Annotated in this window: 16 protein-coding genes; 3 read left to right on the top strand and 13 right to left on the bottom strand. The window is 63.1% G+C overall.

Features of this window, described 5'->3' with window-relative positions:
• Window positions 1-189 precede the first annotated feature (189 nt).
• The gene (locus AC1ROT_RS21745) at window positions 190-531 is read left to right on the top strand and encodes a hypothetical protein (RefSeq protein ID WP_492973186.1); all 342 of its coding nucleotides are present in this window, start codon (window positions 190-192) and stop codon (window positions 529-531) included.
• 3 nt (window positions 532-534) lie between these two features.
• Here AC1ROT_RS21745 and AC1ROT_RS21750 read toward each other — a convergent pair whose 3' ends face one another.
• A complete protein-coding gene (locus AC1ROT_RS21750) occupies window positions 535-1947 on the bottom strand; it encodes an FAD/NAD(P)-binding protein (RefSeq protein ID WP_493001606.1) in 1413 nt (470 codons plus the stop codon).
• A 118-nt stretch (window positions 1948-2065) separates the two neighbouring features.
• On the opposite strand from AC1ROT_RS21750, the gene AC1ROT_RS21755 reads away from it, so the two are divergent.
• Window positions 2066-3046, top strand: coding sequence for an ABC transporter substrate-binding protein (locus tag AC1ROT_RS21755; RefSeq protein ID WP_493001607.1), 981 nt, complete (start codon window positions 2066-2068; stop codon window positions 3044-3046).
• Between the two features lie 118 nt (window positions 3047-3164).
• Here the strand turns inward: AC1ROT_RS21755 and AC1ROT_RS21760 are convergent, their stop codons facing one another.
• Genes AC1ROT_RS21760 through AC1ROT_RS21780 form a run of 5 tightly spaced genes read right to left on the bottom strand, consistent with a single transcriptional unit; the run spans window position 3165 to window position 7826 of the window.
• Window positions 3165-4187, bottom strand: coding sequence for a sulfate ABC transporter substrate-binding protein (locus AC1ROT_RS21760; protein ID WP_493001609.1), 1023 nt, complete (start codon window positions 4185-4187; stop codon window positions 3165-3167).
• Between the two features lie 27 nt (window positions 4188-4214).
• Window positions 4215-5096 carry a TauD/TfdA dioxygenase family protein gene (locus AC1ROT_RS21765; RefSeq protein WP_493001611.1) on the bottom strand — a complete coding sequence of 294 codons (882 nt, stop codon included), beginning with the start codon at window positions 5094-5096 and terminating at the stop codon, window positions 4215-4217.
• Window positions 5097-5112: 16 nt separating this feature from the next.
• Window positions 5113-6009: an ABC transporter permease gene (locus AC1ROT_RS21770; RefSeq protein WP_493001613.1), complete on the bottom strand. Its 897-nt coding sequence runs from the start codon at window positions 6007-6009 to the stop codon at window positions 5113-5115.
• On the bottom strand, window positions 6002-6814 hold the full coding sequence (locus AC1ROT_RS21775; RefSeq protein ID WP_492973192.1) for an ABC transporter ATP-binding protein: 813 nt from the start codon (window positions 6812-6814) through the stop codon (window positions 6002-6004). Before AC1ROT_RS21775 ends, AC1ROT_RS21770 begins: the two co-directional genes overlap by 8 nt.
• Before the next feature lie 4 nt (window positions 6815-6818).
• Window positions 6819-7826: an ABC transporter substrate-binding protein gene (locus AC1ROT_RS21780; protein WP_493001615.1), complete on the bottom strand. Its 1008-nt coding sequence runs from the start codon at window positions 7824-7826 to the stop codon at window positions 6819-6821.
• Window positions 7827-7991: 165 nt separating this feature from the next.
• Between AC1ROT_RS21780 and AC1ROT_RS21785 the strand changes: the two genes are divergently transcribed.
• Window positions 7992-8852 (top strand): TauD/TfdA dioxygenase family protein, encoded by an 861-nt coding sequence (locus AC1ROT_RS21785; RefSeq protein ID WP_493001617.1) that lies wholly within the window; start codon window positions 7992-7994, stop codon window positions 8850-8852.
• Here AC1ROT_RS21785 and AC1ROT_RS21790 read toward each other — a convergent pair.
• The 7 genes from AC1ROT_RS21790 to AC1ROT_RS21820 form a co-directional block, all read right to left on the bottom strand.
• Complete coding sequence (locus tag AC1ROT_RS21790; RefSeq protein WP_492973195.1) at window positions 8841-9812, bottom strand: transcriptional regulator GcvA; 972 nt, start codon at window positions 9810-9812, stop codon at window positions 8841-8843. The genes AC1ROT_RS21785 and AC1ROT_RS21790 overlap by 12 nt on opposite strands.
• Window positions 9813-9981: 169 nt before the next feature.
• Window positions 9982-10656 carry a DUF4136 domain-containing protein gene (locus AC1ROT_RS21795; protein ID WP_493001619.1) on the bottom strand — a complete coding sequence of 225 codons (675 nt, stop codon included), beginning with the start codon at window positions 10654-10656 and terminating at the stop codon, window positions 9982-9984.
• A gap of 114 nt (window positions 10657-10770) precedes the next feature.
• Window positions 10771-12033 (bottom strand): bifunctional alpha/beta hydrolase/OsmC family protein, encoded by a 1263-nt coding sequence (locus tag AC1ROT_RS21800; RefSeq protein ID WP_493001621.1) that lies wholly within the window; start codon window positions 12031-12033, stop codon window positions 10771-10773.
• Window positions 12034-12036: 3 nt separating this feature from the next.
• Window positions 12037-12423: an OsmC family protein gene (locus AC1ROT_RS21805; RefSeq protein ID WP_493001623.1), complete on the bottom strand. Its 387-nt coding sequence runs from the start codon at window positions 12421-12423 to the stop codon at window positions 12037-12039.
• A gap of 104 nt (window positions 12424-12527) precedes the next feature.
• A complete protein-coding gene (locus tag AC1ROT_RS21810) occupies window positions 12528-13373 on the bottom strand; it encodes an FkbM family methyltransferase (RefSeq protein ID WP_493001625.1) in 846 nt (281 codons plus the stop codon).
• A gap of 63 nt (window positions 13374-13436) precedes the next feature.
• Window positions 13437-13634 (bottom strand): hypothetical protein, encoded by a 198-nt coding sequence (locus tag AC1ROT_RS21815; protein WP_493001627.1) that lies wholly within the window; start codon window positions 13632-13634, stop codon window positions 13437-13439.
• A 53-nt stretch (window positions 13635-13687) separates the two neighbouring features.
• Entirely contained in the window at window positions 13688-15724 is a 2037-nt protein-coding gene (locus AC1ROT_RS21820; RefSeq protein WP_493001629.1) for an O-linked N-acetylglucosamine transferase, SPINDLY family protein, read from the bottom strand.
• Between the last annotated feature and the right edge of the window lie 71 nt (window positions 15725-15795).

Consider the following 15795-nt stretch of genomic DNA (forward strand, 5'->3'; position numbering starts at 1 on the left):
CTTATTCCGTCTTATTCGGTGTTATCCGGCGCTTATTCCGCCTTATCCGGCCAATTTTATGATTGCTCCACCCTGCATTTTATGAGAACATTATAGCAACAATCGACCGGCCTGACAACTGGCTGCTGCGCTGCCGTGCCGCAGGCTGCAAACCTGCCATCCAGACCGGCTCTGCCGTATGTCAGCGCCATGACGAGTTTCGACCCTCACGACGCCCCGCCGCCCAAGCCGGAGATGGGCTCCGGCCGACCGGATGATTTCGACTTTCACCTGCGCGGGCGCCGCATCCGGCTGCTGGCCGAATGGCTGCGTGACCGCCTGCCCGGCATTGCCGGCATCGACCCGCCGCTGATCGCCAGCCGCATTGCCGAACATGACGATCACCGGCTGGTGCGCGACCTGGTCGATCTGGCCGGACGTGCCGGCGTCGCCGCCAATGAGGTGATGCAGGCTTTCGAGCGCTGCGCCGCCGAGGCGCGCAGGCAGCTGATCGCCGAACGCGGCGACCCCACGCCGCACCGGCTGGCGTAATCCCTAACCCGTCGGTTGCAGCACGTGGCGGCCGAGCAGCGCTGCCACCTGGGCCGACTGGCGGCGGATATCGGTGATCGCCGAGCATTCCAGCAGCACCCCGCGCATGGGCGGCCCGAGCAGGAACAGGCCCGCGACAGCCCGGCCGGCCTGGTCCTGCGCCCGGCCCTGCACATCGGCCGCAAGCCCGATGCCGGTGGAATGCTGTGCCAGCAGGCCCTGCGCCAGCAGCCGGTCGATCAGTTGCGCCTTCCAGTCCCATGGCGTACGGCGCGGCCCGGTGCAGTCAATCACCACATCGGCCTGCAGAGTCTGCTCCATGTTCCGGCCACGCGGCCGCCAGGTCACCGTGTTCCGGACAATACGCAGCGCCCGCCCTTTGTGAAACTGCAGGCGTCCGGCAGCGGCCAGTTGCTGCAGCAGCACCGCCGTACTCGGAGGCATGCGGAAGCGATGTGCATCCCAGAAGGCGCGCAGATGACGTTGGAACCGGCGCTTGGCCACATCGGGCAGCGCGATCCACAGATCGTTGCTGAACGGCCGCAGACCCTCGAACACGCGCTGCCAGTGTTCCGGCGCTTCCGCCGCGATGGCGTCACGCAGACGATGCAGCAGGGCACTGAGCGGCAAGCCGGTGGATCCCGCATCCACGCCGCAAGGCAGGGCCGGCGCTTCGCGGCGGGCTTCCGGCACCAGACCGCGGCGCGACAGCACATGCAGCGGCCCGCGATGACCCAGGTGCTGCAGGGACAGCACGGTATCGGCCATGGTGAGCGCCGAGCCGAGGATCAGCACGGCAGCCTCGGGTGCGATACCGCGCAGGCGATCGAGCTGCCAGGGATCGGCGATCAGCGGCACGCTGGCCAATCCCTCGATGGCCGGCGCCGAAGCCTCGCGCGCCCCGACGGCCAGGATGACGTCATCGAATATCTCGGATGCGCCATCGGCAGACTGCACGACCACATTACTGCGCGGCAACCCGCCGTGCCGGTGTGCAATGCCGGTCACCGCCGTACGACGATGCACGACCGCCACTGAACTGCGCGCCATGACCGCATTGATATGGGCGACGATATAGCGGCCATAGAGACTGCGCGGCAGATAGCTGGCGGCCGTGCAGTCCGCGGTCTCGGGCCAGCCGAGGGCAGGCCCATGCTGCTGCGCCCAGCGCCAGAGATGATCGGGATCGTCTTCCACCAGACTGGCGCGCGAGGCCACGACGTTGAGCAGATGCCAGGGCGCGGCCGCGCCATAGGCGAGGCCCGGACCGATCTCGGCAGCCGGTTCGAAAACAACGACCTCGCAGGCGACGCCGCTTTCCAGCAGCGCGCAGAGCATGGCGCCACCGCTCAATCCTCCGCCGATGATGGCGATGCGGCGGCTGGCTGCTGCATTCGGTTGCGTCGCAATCGTCACTAAATCCTCGCGATAGGAAAAGTAAATTCTCCAACGCCGCGGCGCGGCCTACCGTTCCCGTCTTCACACATCACCCAACGGAGAATTGTCTGTGCTGACGCCCCTGAAAACAAGTCTTTTGGCCACGGCCCTCGTTGCCGTTGCCGCCCTGCCCGCCATGGCCGCGGAAGTTTCCGAAGTGCGGTTCGCCCGCAATCTCGGCCTGGGATATTTGCAGCTTTATGTCATGCAGGAGAAAGGCCTGGTGGAAAAACAGGCAGAGAAGCTCGGCCTGAAGGGATTGAAGACCAGCTACAAAGCCATCGGCAATCCCGGCGCGATCAACGACGCCTTGCTTTCCGGTTCCGTGGATTACGGCGCCGCCGGCGTGACGCCCTTCATCATCCTGTGGGACAAGACGCGCAGCAATGTCCAGGTGAAAGCCGTGGCCGCGCTCAATTCGCAGCCGGCCTTCCTGAACACGATCAATCCCAATTTGAAATCGATCCGCGATTTCACCGAAAGGGACCGCATCGCCCTGCCGACCGTGAAACTGTCGCTGCAGGCCATCCTGCTGCAGATGGCCGCCGAACAGACCTTTGGCCCGGGCCAGCAGAACAAGCTGGACGGCCTGACCGTATCGCTGGCGCATCCCGATGGCACTGCGGCGCTGCTCACCGGCCGCACCGAGATCACCGCGCATTTCACCAGCCCGCCCTTCCAGTATCAGCAGCTGCAGGACTCGAAAGTGCACAAGGTGCTGAGCAGTTACGAGATCACCAACGGACCGGCGTCGTTCAGCGCGATCTGGACCACATCGAAATTCCGCAGCGACAATCCCAAGACCTATCAGGCCGTACTGGCTGCGGTGGAGGAAGCCACGGCTTTCATCAAGGCGAACCGCAGGGAGTCGGCGCAGATCTTCAACAAGCTGGACAATTCCAAACTGTCGGAAGACTTCATCGAAACCATCCTGGCCGACAAGGATATCATCTTCACGACCGCCCCGCAGAATGTGGAGAAGTTTTCCGACTTCATGAACCGTATCGGCAGCATCCAGGCCAAGCCGGTCTGGAAGGACCTGTTCTTCCCGGAAATCCACAGCCAGCCGGGCAGTTGAGCCCCGGTAAAAGCGGCGGACAAAAAGATGGGGCCGGTCTTGCGACCGGCCCCTTTTCGTCTGTCACCCGGGCCGGAGGGTGGGAATACGCCCGGATGACGCGCGAAGGTCTGCGGGATCAGCTGCCCGGCTTGTAGATCTGGTCGAAGACGCCGCCATCGCCGAAATGCGCCTTCTGGGTCTTGGCCCAGCCGCCGAACTGCTGGTCGATGGTGAACAGCGTCAGCTTCGGGAAGGTGTCGGCATACTTGGCCGCCACTTCCGTATTGCGCGGGCGGTAGTAATGCTTGGCCGAAATCTCCTGGCCTTCCCTGGTGTAGAGGAAGTTCAGGTAAGCCTCGGCCACCTTGCGGGTGCCGCGCTTGTCGACCACCTTGTCGACCACCGCCACCGGCGGTTCGGCCAGGATCGAGACGCTGGGCACCACGATGTCGAACTTGTCCTTGCCCAACTCGTTGATCGCCAGGAAGGCCTCATTCTCCCAGGCCAGCAGCACGTCGCCCAGATTGCGCTGCACGAAGGTGATGGTGCTGCCGCGCGCGCCGGTATCCAGCACCGGCACATTCTTGAACAGCGCCTGCACGAACTTCTTGCCCTCTTCCTCGCTGCCGGTCTTGCGGGCGGCATAGCCCCACGCGGCCAGGTAGTTCCAGCGCGCGCCGCCCGAGGTCTTCGGGTTCGGCGTGATCACCTTGACATCGGACTTGATCAGGTCATCCCAGTCCCGGATGTTCTTCGGGTTACCTTTGCGCACCAGGAAGACGATGGTCGAGGTATAGGGCGACGCATTGTCCGGCAGCTTCTTCTGCCAGTCCTTCGACAGCAAGCCGAATTCGGCGATCTCGTCGATATCGGAGGCCAGCGCCAGGGTCACCACATCGGATTCCAGGCCGTCGATCACCGAGCGCGCCTGCTTGCCCGAACCGCCATGGCTGGCGCGGATGTTGAGTTTCTGCTTGTTGTCGGCTTCCCACTTCTTTGAGAAGGCCGCATTCACATCCTGATACAGCTCGCGCGTCGGGTCATACGACACGTTGAGCAATGTCAGGTCCTGGGCCCGCACTGCCTCGGATGTCATCATGGGCAGCACCAGGCTGACGGCCGCTGCCGCCAGGGTGGTTTTCAGAAACTGTCGACGCATAGGATTTCCCCTTTTCTGTTGTCTGATTTAACGAGGCACATCGCCTTTGATGGTGGTGCGGTAGAGCGTGCGGCGCTGGCCCGGCCCGGCGCCGGTGGCCAGATGCACCGTGGCGCGGTTGTCCCAGAACACCATGTCGCCCGGCTGCCACTGGTGGCGATAGACGAAAGCCGGTTGGGTGGAATGGGCGAACAGGAACTTCAGCAGCTTCTCGCTCTCGCCCTCGGACAGGCCTTCGATGGAGCCGGTGAAGCCTTCGCTCACGAACAGCGCCTTGCGGCCGGTTTCCGGATGGGTGCGCACCACCGGATGGATGCTGGGCGGCACCTGGCGCTTCTGCTCGTCGCTCAGCGCGTTACGGGCATTGGATATGGCCCGCAATGCATCGTATTTCAGCGTGTAGGAATGCACCGCCCGGCGCCCGACGATGCGCTGCTTGATCTCCTGTGGCAACGTTTCATAGGCCAGATACATATTGGCGAACAGCGTGTCGCCGCTGCCGTCCTGCGGCAGCTCCTGCGCATGCAGCATGGACCCAAGGCTGGGTTCGGCCACATAGGAGAGATCGGAATGCCAGTAGCGGCCGGCATCGCCCAGACCGATCTTGCGGCCGGTCTCGTCCACCACATTGGAGACCACCAGGATTTCCGGATGGCCGGGCAGATGGAATTCCTTCAGCACATGAATCTGCAGCTCGTTGAAGCGGCGGCTGAAGGCGATCTGCTGTTCCGGCGTCAGGTCCTGCTGGCCGCGGAAGACCAGTACCGTGGCATCGAGGAAGCTGTCGCGCACCGCGCGGAAGGTCTCCTCGCTGAGCGGACGCGACAGGTCAAGGCCGACGATCTCGCCGCCCAGCGGCGCGTCGAAGCGGCGATAGGCGAAGTCGGGTTTGGTTTGCGCGATACCCATGGGTCTCTCCTCCCCGTTAGCGCTGCATGCCCCAGCGGCGCACGGTGATGCGCTCGAGGCTGCGGAAGATGATGCTTTCGACCAGCAGGCCAATTCCAATAACGGTCAGGAGGCCTGCAAAAACATTGGCGATCTCAAGCTGGTTGCGGTTTTCGAAGATGAACCAGCCCAGGCCGCCCGAGCCCGAGCTGACGCCGAAGACCAGTTCGGCGGCGATCAGCGTACGCCAGGCGAAGGCCCAGCCGATTTTCAGGCCAGTGAGGATGGCCGGGAATGCTGCCGGGATCAGAATCTTGAAGGCGTAACGCGGGCCGCGCAGGCCGAAGCTCTGCCCCGCCAGCCGCAGTGTCTCGCTGACGCCCTGGAAGCCGCTATAGGCATTGAGCGCCAGTGGCCACAGCACGGCATGGATCAGCACGAAGATCAGGCTCTTTTCGCCCAGGCCGAACCACAGCAATGCCAGCGGCAGCAGCGCGATGGCCGGCAGCGGATTGAACATAGCGGTGAGCAGGCTGAGCAGATCGGTGCCGATCCGGTTGGAAATCGCCAGCAGAGTCAGCACGGTGGCGACCGCGATGCCGGCGAGATAGCCGGCCAGCAGCAGCTTGATCGAGGTCCAGGCGCGGATCAGCAGCGGCCCGGTGACGAAGCCGTCCCACAGCGCCACGATGGAATCGCGGAAGGTCGGGATGATCAGCGGGTTGTTCAGCCATGCGGCATAGACCTGCCAGATGGCGGCGAGGATCAGCAGCAGCGAGACCTGACGCACCGCATCGATGCGGAAGATACGCTCAGGCACGCTGAGCTTGCGCTCAACCTCGACATCGCCGAAGGCGGCCTCGACCGGACGGATGAATTCCGGCCGCTCAGCCAGAGTCTGATGAGCCGGATGCAGCACGATACCGTCAGCCATGGGCCCGCACCTCTTCGGTATGAACGGGCGTATCGCCGAACAGCAGATGGTGGATGCGGCGGCCGAGCACGGTCTGCGCCTCGCCACCGGCCGGGCCATGGTTCTGCGGCACGTTCAGTTCGGCGCGCACGCGGCCGGGATGCGGTGACAGCAACAGGATGCGGCTGCCGACGATGATGGCTTCCTCGATGGAGTGGGTGACGAACAACAGGGTGAACCGAACGTCTTCCCACAGCCGCAGCAGCTCGTCCTGCATCTTGCGCCGGGTCAGCGCGTCGAGCGCTGCAAACGGCTCGTCCATCAGCAGCACCTTGGGTTCCAGCGCCATGGCGCGGGCAATCGCTACGCGCTGTTTCATGCCGCCCGACAATGTATGCGGATAGGCATCGCGGAATTTGTAGAGCCCGACCTTCTCCAACAGGTGATCGGCCTTCTCGATCGCCTGGTTGCGCGGCACGCGGTTCTCGGTCAGCGGAAAAACCACATTCTCGCGTACGGTCTTCCAGGGCAGCAACTGGTCGAATTCCTGGAACACCATCACGCGGTCCGGGCCAGGCTTGCGCACGGTCTGGCCCTCCAGCAGGATTTCGCCCTCGACCGGCGCCAGGAAACCGGCGATGGACTTGAGCAGCGTTGACTTGCCGCAGCCCGACGGCCCCAGCAGCACGAAGCGGTCGGCTTCATGCACGTCGAAACTGGCCCGCTGAACCGCCGTGACCAGACGGTCGGTGGTTTTGTACTGCAGGGTCACGCCACGCGCCGACAGCAGTGGCGATGGCAGGCGGGCGATGCTGGCCGGGCTCATCCACTCAGCTCCCGGTCTGCGGATGAATCTCGGGGAAGAAGTAGTCCTTCCAGGAGTTGGGCTTGTTCTTGATCGCGCCGGTGCGGTGCAGAAAGTCCGCCACCTTCTGGGTGTTGAGCGGCGCCCAGCTCAGCTTGACCGAGGGGTCCTTCAGAATCTTTTCGATACCGTCGACGGTGTAGCTGCCCTTCTCTTCCTCGACGAAGATGCGCGCGGCTTCCTTCGGATCGCGGTTGATGATGGCGAAGGCTTCCTCGAAGGCGTTGAACACCGCCTGGTAGGTTTTCGGATTCTCCTTGCGGAACTTGCCGGTGGTGTAGAGCAGGTTGACGCTGCTCGGGCCGCCGAGGATGTCCCAGGAGGTCGTCACGCGATGGATCTTCGGATTCTCAAGCTGCAGGAAGTTGAACGGCGGCGTGCCGAAATGGGCGGTGATTTCGGACTTGCCCGAGAGCAGTGCGGCGGTGGCTTCCGGATGCGGCAGCGTCACGGTGAGCGTATCGAGCCTGTTATGCTGGCCCGGGCCCCAGGCCGCCTCGGCGGCGATCTGCAGCCACAGCGACTGAATCGAGGCGCGCACGGCGGCGACGGCAATGCGATCCTTTTCGGTGAAGTCCTTGACGGTCTTCACATTGGGATTGCTGGTGTTGAGGAAGGCCGCCGAGGCATCGAGCGCGCCGACCGCCTGCACATCCAGGTTGCCGCGGGTCTTGTCCCACAGCACCAGCACCGGGGCGATGCCGGCAGCGGCATAGTCCAGGCTGCCCGAGAGCAGCGCATCATTGCTCGCCGCACCACCCGAGAGCCGCGCCCAGGTGACCTTTGCCGCCGGCAGGCCGAGCGCCACGGTGTGTTTCTCGATCAGTTTCTGGTTGCGGACGATGATCTGCGGCAGGTAGCCGATGCCGAACTGCTGCGCGATGCGCACCTCGTTCGTTTCGGCCTGCGCCGGGGCGGTGGAACCAAGAACCGCGGCAAGGCCGAGGGCAAGAGCGAGACGGGACAGGCGCATGTTTTTTCCTTCTGGGCGGACACAGGTCTGACCATGAGAAATAAGGCGCAGCTCCAATTTCACAAATGCAAACGTTCTTGAATCATGATATACATTTATTTGCGTGATTTTCACACCGGGGCGCGTGAAACTGCAGGCTGACGCTGTTCGCAGGAGGTTTGGCTCATGGTTCTCGATATCCGCCCGCTGGGCGACAGTTTTGGCGCGGAAATCCGCGGCCTTGATCTGGCCCAGCCCAGCGAGCGCCTGCTGGGCCGCGTGGTCGATGCCTGGCGACAGGCCCGCGTGGTGGTCATCCGCGACCAGACGCATGTAAGCGACAGCGACCTGCTGCAGTTCAGCCGCACGCTGGGCCGCCTCGACCCCGCCCCTAATTTCGATACCGAGAAGTCCAGCCTCGACGGCTTCGCCGAAATCGCGGTGGTGTCGAACATCAAACGCGAGGGCAAGCCGCTCGGCGGCCTTGGCGATGGCGAACTCGCCTGGCACAGCGACATGACCTATGTGAGCGATCCGCCGGTGGCCTGCGCGCTCCTCGCCCGCGAACTGCCGCAGGACGGCAGCGGCGATACCTGGTTCCTCGATCTGCTCGGTGCCTATGAGGCGCTGCCGCTCGGCCTGAAAACCACGATTGCGCGCCATCGCATCTTCCACGATGCCGGCTATACCAGCGCCGGCACCGCGCGGACCAACACCAAGGCCGGTGCCGGCACCTGGCATCCCATCGTCAACAGCGATCCGTTAAGCGGCCGGCAGGCCCTGTTCCTCGGTCGCACCCTGAACCGCCAGGTCAGCGACCTCGATACCACGGCGGGCCATGCACTGCTCGACGAGCTGTGGACCCATGCGCGGCAGGAGCGGTTCGTGCTGCGTCATCGCTGGCAGCCCGGCGACCTTCTGCTGTGGAACAACGTCGCCGTCATGCATCGGCGCGACGCCTTCGATCCGGTGGCGCGCCGGCGGCTGCACCGCACGCAGATCCGCGCGCTGCATCCGCACTGGGAGCCCTTTGCTTCAGTCGCGTAAGGCCACTTCGTCGCGCAGCCAGTCGATGAAAGCCGCCACCTTAGGCAGCTTCAGCTTGCGCTGCGGCCCGACGATGTAATAGGCGAAGTCGATCGGCGTCTGATCGCCGAACAGGCGCACCAGGCGGCCGCTCTTGAGATCGGCCTCCGCCAGCGTCGCCTTGGCGAGCGCCACGCCCTTGCCATGTAACGCCGCCTCCAGCACGAGGCTGGATTGCGTGAAGCGCGGGCCGCGATTCCAGTCGACATCGCTGAAACCGGCCGCGCGCAGCCACATCTGCCAGCTCGGGCAGGACTGATCGTCATCAGGACTGTCGTCATGCACCAGGGTCACCTGCTGCAGGTCGGCCGGTGACTTCAGCCGTGCTGCCAGCTCGGGGCTGGCGACCGGGAAGATCGCTTCCGGCAGCAGGCGCTCGACCTCCAGATCGGGATAACGGCCCGAACCGTAACGGATCGCGACATCGACATTGTCATTGGCGAAATTGGCCAGCTGGTTCGAGGCGGCGACCCGCACGTCAACGGTGGGGAATTTCTCCTGGAAACGATCCAGCCGTGGCACCAGCCATTTCACTGCAAAGGATGGCGCGACGCTGACGGTGATCACCCCGCCCTCGCCCAGGGTCTCCAACTGGCTGATCGCATCGCTCAGGCGTTCGAAGCCGTCGCGGATACCCGGCAGGCAGGCCTGCCCGGCATCGGTGAGGATGATGCTGCGGCCGTTGCGGCGGAACAGCGACAGGCCGAGATGAGCTTCCAGCGTGCGGATCTGGTGGCTGACCGCCGCCGGCGTGACGCAGAGCTCGTCGGCTGCCTTGATCAGGCTGAGATGCCGCGCCACCACCTCGAAGGTACGCAGCGACATCAGCGGCGGCAGACGCTTCTTGGCCTGCCGTGGCGACAGGATGGCGGCAGCAGGCGGACGGCTCTTGCCATTCACAGGGAGGACTTGGCGCAGCATGGCGCACTCCGACTCTAATTTCACATTGATACGATATAATCAGATTTATTTTATGAATGTCTATCGTGAAATATTATAATAAACATATATTTAGTGTTTATTATACTTGCGCAAAGATAGCGTGAAAGATCATGTAGTTAACATAATATATTGATTTATATAAATCTTTTTACTGACACTCAGCCTGTTGCAGCACAACCCGTTCGGATCCACTTTTCCGGAAATCGGCAAACACCGCCCGCACCATGCATTTCGAGACAACAGCAAAGCTGCTGCTCTCGCCCACGCTGGTCGCCTTGGCCTCCCAGACACCGACCAGCTTGTTCTCAACGATCGAACGCTTCCAGTCGTAAATCTGGGTGTCCAGGTAACGGGTATAGTGGGTCTTGCTGATCGTGTGGCTGCCAACGACGCCATAGGTCGGCGTGGTATAGGTGGTGCTGGAATAGTTGCCGTAAGCGGAATTGAGGGTGCTGGGGTTATAGGCGTTCGCGGTGCCGTAGGTGGTGCTGGTGCCGCCGCCGGTCTGGCCCCAAACCGGGATTTCTGTATTCACCTGGCGGCCATCGGACTGGCCGTAGGAGAAGGCGACCATGTAATCGGCGGCCCGGATGTCGGTGATACGTCGCCAGCCCTGTTTCTCCAGGTAACCGGCGATCAGGGCGGCATGGTTTTCGTATTCGACACTGCCGCGTTGGCTGTCCAGCGGCATGAAGGCAAAGGTCTTACCGCCCAGATCCTGCGGCAGAGTCGTGGATGGAAAGCGGTTCACATCGGCCTGAAACCGGCAAGCACTGACAACAAGCGCCAGCATTGCCATCACAACACCCCGGACGTAACGCATCGATTCCCCCTCACCCGTCGAGGCAAAAAGGATAGCGCAACCGTTTTTACGCAGCCACAGATTTTAGCATTTGGAATTCCTGCAGTCCTATACGGGAGAAAAGCCGCGGAAAGTTCAGCAGTTCTCGCAGGTCTCTTTCATGTCCTGTACATGCTCGGCCACCGGGCCGGCCGGCGCCGGCGGTTCGCCCGCCTCGGTCTGCACGGAGGCCCCCGCCTCCAGCGTGCGATGTACCGGGCAGCGATCGGCGATTTCCATCAGTTTTGCCTTCTGCTCGGCACTCAGTATTCCTTCAAAGCTGATGCGGCGCGAAAACACATCGGCAGGCTTGCGATCTTTGTCCTTGGCATGGGCAACCGCCACACGCACGCGCCCGAGCGGCAGGCCCTTCAGATCGGCATACATGCGCAGCGTCATCGCCGTGCAGGCCCCCAGGCCGGCCGCGACCAGATCGTAGGGTGACGGGCCGGTGCCCATGCCGCCGGCGGCCACCGGCTCGTCGGCAAAGAAGGTGCTGCCGGGTGCACGCACGGCAACCTGGTATTTACCGGCGCGGGTTTCCTCCACCACCACGCCTTCGCCTGTGTCCGCCGGTGGCGCGTCAGCTGCCACGGCCTGGCCGGTGACATAGCGCGAGGCCCAGGCCGTGATCACTTCGGCCGCGTAATCCGCATCGGCGGGCCGGGTCAGCAGATGATCGGCGCTGTCCAGCGACACGAAGCTTTTCGGATGCCTGGCTGCCGTGAAGATCGAGGTGGCGTTGTTGATGCCGACCACCAGATCCTGCGGCGCGTGCAACACCAGCAGCGCCTTGTGCAATTTTCCGATGCGTGCGGCCTGGTCATGGTTATGCAGGTCATCGATCATCGACTTGCGCACCGTGAAAGGGCGGCCGCCGAGATCGACCCTGGCCTCGCCCTTCTCGATGATTTCCTGCAGCGAAGCACCGAACTGGCCGGTGGCATGTTCCACATCGAACGGTGCGGCGAGCGTGGCCACGGCGACAATACCGGGCATATCCTGCGCGGCCGCCAGCACTGCTGCACCACCCAGGCTGTGACCGATCAGCAGCTGTGGCGGGAATCCGGCTTCGGCCATGATCCGCCCCGCAGCCACGATATCCTGCACATCGGCACTGAAGGTGCTGTCGGCAAAGTCGCCGCCGCTTTCACCCAGTCCGGTGAAGTCGTAGCGCAGTACACCGATCCCGCGCGCCGCCAGTGCCCGCGTGATGCGCACGGCGGCAATGGATTTCTTCGTACAGGTGAAGCAGTGCGCAAACAGCGCATAGGTCTTGACCGGCCCGTCGGGAAGTTCCAGGCGGCCGGACAGTTTCTGCCCCTGGGCGCCGGTGAAATCGAAAGCGCGGCTCTGCATGGTTCAGCCCAGCCTGGTGTGAATGGCGATGCCGGATTTCAGCGTCAGCGTCACCGGCGTGCGTTCGGCAATATCGGCCAGCCGTGCCTTCTGTGCATCGTCCAGGCCGCCTTCGAAGGTGAGTGTGCGCTCAATGCGGGCCTGATCGTTCTCGCGGGTATAGAGCAGCGCCACATGGGCCGCCTGCAGGTCCCATTCCTTACGCTCGGCATACATTTTCAGGGTGATGGCCGTGCAGGCGCCGAGAGCCGCCAGCAGCAGCTCGTAGGGTGCCGGGCCGACATCCATCCCGCCGAGTTTTGGCCCTTCGTCAGCAACCACGGCATGATGGCCGGCCTTGATGCTGACGGCATAACGGGTGGCACCGATGGTGGCTTGGGCGCGGGCCATGGCGATCTCCTTCACACTGCACCGGCCGGAATCCATCCGGCCGCTTGCAGTCTAGAAGCATCGCAGCGATGCGCCAATCCCGGCCGCAGCCGGGTGTGGCCGGATCAGGGCTGCTGCAACAGGCCCAGATAGGACGAGCCGAGCTTGCCGCCGGTGCGGCGGTCATGCTCCAGCAGCAGTTTCAGCACCAGGTCATAGGACTGGTAGCAATCGTGCAGGATGGCCGACATGGCCAGCAGCTGGCGGTCGCTGAGGCGTTCCAGCTTGGTGTAATCGCGCACGAAGATGGCATCGGCCCATACGGTCTGGCTCATGCCGGCATAAATGCTGTTATCGACCATCATCGGCGCCAGCACACGGCTGACGGTGGGGAAGAACCGGTGGAAGACATAGCCCTGGCTGCGCAGGAAGACATCGACATCGCCGAACAGCGGCTGATCGATATAGAGCGGCAGGAATTCGACCTCGGTCTGGATCACCAGTGCATTCGACAGGCGGTGGGTCGCGTTCTTGAACACCATCAGCTCGGCACCCTGCACATCGATCTTAACCAGATCGATGCCCACGGTTTCGGCAATGTCGTCCAGCCGCAGGGTGTCGATCTCGAGGGTCGACATCACCTTCCCCCAGTCGGGGAAGCCGTGGAACATATTCAGCACGGTGGGATTGGGGGTCAGCAGCGAGGTCATGCCCGGCGCCTGGCAGATATGCAGGGTATGCCGGCGGCCGTCGCCCACCGCATGGGGCAGATAGGTCTCGGTCGGGCCCTTTTGTTCGTTCAGCTTGGCCAGAGCCTCAGGATTGGGCTCGAAACCGACAATATCGGCGATGCCGCTATTGAGCAGTTTGGCGTAGGGCGGATCGCCGTCGATCGGGTTGGCGCCGATATCAACGATTTTGACACGCACGTTGGCCCCGGTAAGGGCTCGGAAGGAATCGGTCTGGTTCATGGAGAATCCTTCTGGTCTGGCCGGACGGCGCGCCAAATCTGGTTAAGCGATCTGTCTGAAGGATCAGTTACCAGGCTGGATGATTTTCTTGACGGCTTCGGAGATGCGCAGCCACTCTATGGCCCCGCCCCTGTCGCCATCCTCGGCTAGCTTGGTGGCCCGATTGGCGGCAATCCGCAGCGCGCGCTGACCATGGAAGTTGAACAGCTGGCTGGCCGTTTTCTCAGGATCCAGACCACTACGGCCCTCGACGTCGTTCATCACCCTTCCTCCCTGCCCGGTTCGGCCGTTGCCGGCCCGGGCAGTCCAGCGCCTCAGCGCGCGTATTTCTTTTCCGCGGCCTTGATGGCCTTCGCCGTCCACAGGCGGCGGTCTTCGGGCACCGGCCGGAACTTGTGCCGTGCCGCCAGCTTCTCCTGGTAAAAGCCGTTGAAGTCCTCAATGGCCAGCATTTCGCGGGCTTCATGGTCTTCCTCGACCGCCAGGTCGCGGTAGACATCCATATTGGCCAGATCCGGCTTCGGCATATTGCCGTCCTCGAAATCCTTCATCATCTGGCGATACAGGCCTTCCAGATTCTTCACCAGGCCGTTCATGTCGAACAGCACCGAGGAATCGCGTGTTGCCGCCAGTTTCTCGCGATAGGCCTGCATGGCCTCGCGGTCATTGCCAAGTTCGATCGCCTTCTGCACGAAGGCTTCCGGCGTCTCGACCACCAGCTCCGGCAGGTTGGCAGCGCGCACGAGGCTGCCGCAGACACGCGACGCGAAGCCGCGGCCCGAGAAGGTGAGCACCGGCACGCCCATCCACAGCGCATCCGACGCCGTCGTATGGGCGCCATAGGGGAAGGTATCGAGGAACAGATCGGCCAACGGGTAACGCGCCAGATGCTTCGGGTTCGGCATCTTGCCGGCGAAGATGATGCGCTCCGGTGCGATGCCTTTTTCGGTCGCATAGGCCTTGAGACGATCGTGCACAAGGTCGGACGACCCCAGCAGCCACAGTACACTGCCCGGCACGCCATGCAGGATGCGCAGCCAGCGGTCGAAGGTGAAGCGCGAGAACTTGTGGCTGCCATTGAAGCAACAGAAGACCACGGCATCGTCTGGCAGGCCGAATTCCGCGCGGCTCGGCTTTTCCGGCGCAATGACGCGCTTACGGTCGGTCGGCTGATAGCACGGCAGGCGCAGGACCTTTTCCGTGTAATAGATTTCGTAGTCCTTCGGGATGATCCACTCGTCGGCGATCACATACTGGTGGTACGGGCTGCCCATGGTGCCGGGGAAGCCGAGCCAATTCACGATCACCGGTGCCGGCCGGTGCGTCAGCACCTTGGTGCGGGCGTCGCGCGTATAACCATTCACGTCAACCAGGACATCGATATTGTCGGCGGCGATGCGCTTTGCTGCGCCGAGGTCATCCATCCCGGTGATGTCGACCCAGTGTTCGACGGCGGCCTTGATGCGGATCTTGGTGGGATCTTCGCCCGGGATACCGCAGTAATATGCAAAGACTTCGACATCCTCGCGGTTGTGCAGCTCGAACAGCTCCGACATCAGGAAGCCGATGGCATGCTCACGCAGATCAGACGAGAGATACCCGATGCGCAGACGCTTGGACGGCTGACGCGGCGTGCTCTGCCACAGATAGGCGCTGCCCGCCGGCGGATCGGCGATGGTGCGGTTGTAATTCTGTGCTGCCGAAAGCTGGAAGATCGGATCGTCGGAATAGGCGCCGAGCGACAACGGGCTGAAGCCTTTGAGCAGATCCTTGCGGGTGACCCCTTCCCACGGTTCGACGATCGGCCATTTGCACTGGATCATGCGCAGCGACATATAATGCTGCGCCACATCCACCTGCGACGGATTGAGGCTCAGGCCCTGCTTCAGCACATCCTCGGCGGCAGCGTGCTGCAGGTTCGATTCGAGCACGCGTCCGATCTGCTTGTAGGCGGTCGCCTTGTGCTCGATGCTGGGAGCCGTGATGGTCGCCAGGCGCTGGGTGATGGTGTTCCAGCGGCCGATGGCATCGCCGACACGGCCGAGCCGCTCCAGCACGTTGCCGATATTGATATAGGCCGGATAGAAATCCTGATTGGCGGCGATCGCGTCTTCGAAAGCCGTCAGGGCCCCTGGCAGATCGTTATGATTACTCAGGATGGTGCCGAGATTGAACTGCACCACATAGCGCAGCGGGTCGGTCGGATTGCAGCGCAGCCATAGCTTGTACAGGGTGGCGGCACGGTCGATTTCGCCAGCGGCCTGTAACGCACCGGCCGCACCGACGGCTTCGGTAATAGTAAACGGCTGATTCGCCAGTCGGGCGATCAGACTCTCGAAAGATTCGCTCATTTCAACCCCGTCCCTCTTCCGCCGGCCTTCCAGAGGGCGACTCCGGGCCGATGGTGGGGTGTGCCCCCTGC

This window comes from Ferrovibrio sp. GW821-FHT12E11, from assembly GCF_058806975.1.

Excerpts from the sequence above, each read along its gene's own strand:
- AC1ROT_RS21780 (WP_493001615.1), bottom strand. The coding sequence starts at position 7,826 with ATGCGCCTGTCCCGTCTCGCTCTTGCCCTCGGCCTTGCCGCGGTTCTT.
- AC1ROT_RS21800 (WP_493001621.1), bottom strand. The coding sequence starts at position 12,033 with ATGCAGAGCCGCGCTTTCGATTTCACCGGCGCCCAGGGGCAGAAACTG.
- AC1ROT_RS21815 (WP_493001627.1), bottom strand. The coding sequence starts at position 13,634 with ATGAACGACGTCGAGGGCCGTAGTGGTCTGGATCCTGAGAAAACGGCC.
- AC1ROT_RS21760 (WP_493001609.1), bottom strand. The coding sequence starts at position 4,187 with ATGCGTCGACAGTTTCTGAAAACCACCCTGGCGGCAGCGGCCGTCAGC.
- AC1ROT_RS21785 (WP_493001617.1), top strand. The coding sequence starts at position 7,992 with ATGGTTCTCGATATCCGCCCGCTGGGCGACAGTTTTGGCGCGGAAATC.
- AC1ROT_RS21770 (WP_493001613.1), bottom strand. The coding sequence starts at position 6,009 with ATGGCTGACGGTATCGTGCTGCATCCGGCTCATCAGACTCTGGCTGAG.
- AC1ROT_RS21810 (WP_493001625.1), bottom strand. The coding sequence starts at position 13,373 with ATGAACCAGACCGATTCCTTCCGAGCCCTTACCGGGGCCAACGTGCGT.
- AC1ROT_RS21820 (WP_493001629.1), bottom strand. The coding sequence starts at position 15,724 with ATGAGCGAATCTTTCGAGAGTCTGATCGCCCGACTGGCGAATCAGCCG.
- AC1ROT_RS21765 (WP_493001611.1), bottom strand. The coding sequence starts at position 5,096 with ATGGGTATCGCGCAAACCAAACCCGACTTCGCCTATCGCCGCTTCGAC.
- AC1ROT_RS21775 (WP_492973192.1), bottom strand. The coding sequence starts at position 6,814 with ATGAGCCCGGCCAGCATCGCCCGCCTGCCATCGCCACTGCTGTCGGCG.
- AC1ROT_RS21790 (WP_492973195.1), bottom strand. The coding sequence starts at position 9,812 with ATGCTGCGCCAAGTCCTCCCTGTGAATGGCAAGAGCCGTCCGCCTGCT.
- AC1ROT_RS21745 (WP_492973186.1), top strand. The coding sequence starts at position 190 with ATGACGAGTTTCGACCCTCACGACGCCCCGCCGCCCAAGCCGGAGATG.
- AC1ROT_RS21805 (WP_493001623.1), bottom strand. The coding sequence starts at position 12,423 with ATGGCCCGCGCCCAAGCCACCATCGGTGCCACCCGTTATGCCGTCAGC.
- AC1ROT_RS21795 (WP_493001619.1), bottom strand. The coding sequence starts at position 10,656 with ATGCGTTACGTCCGGGGTGTTGTGATGGCAATGCTGGCGCTTGTTGTC.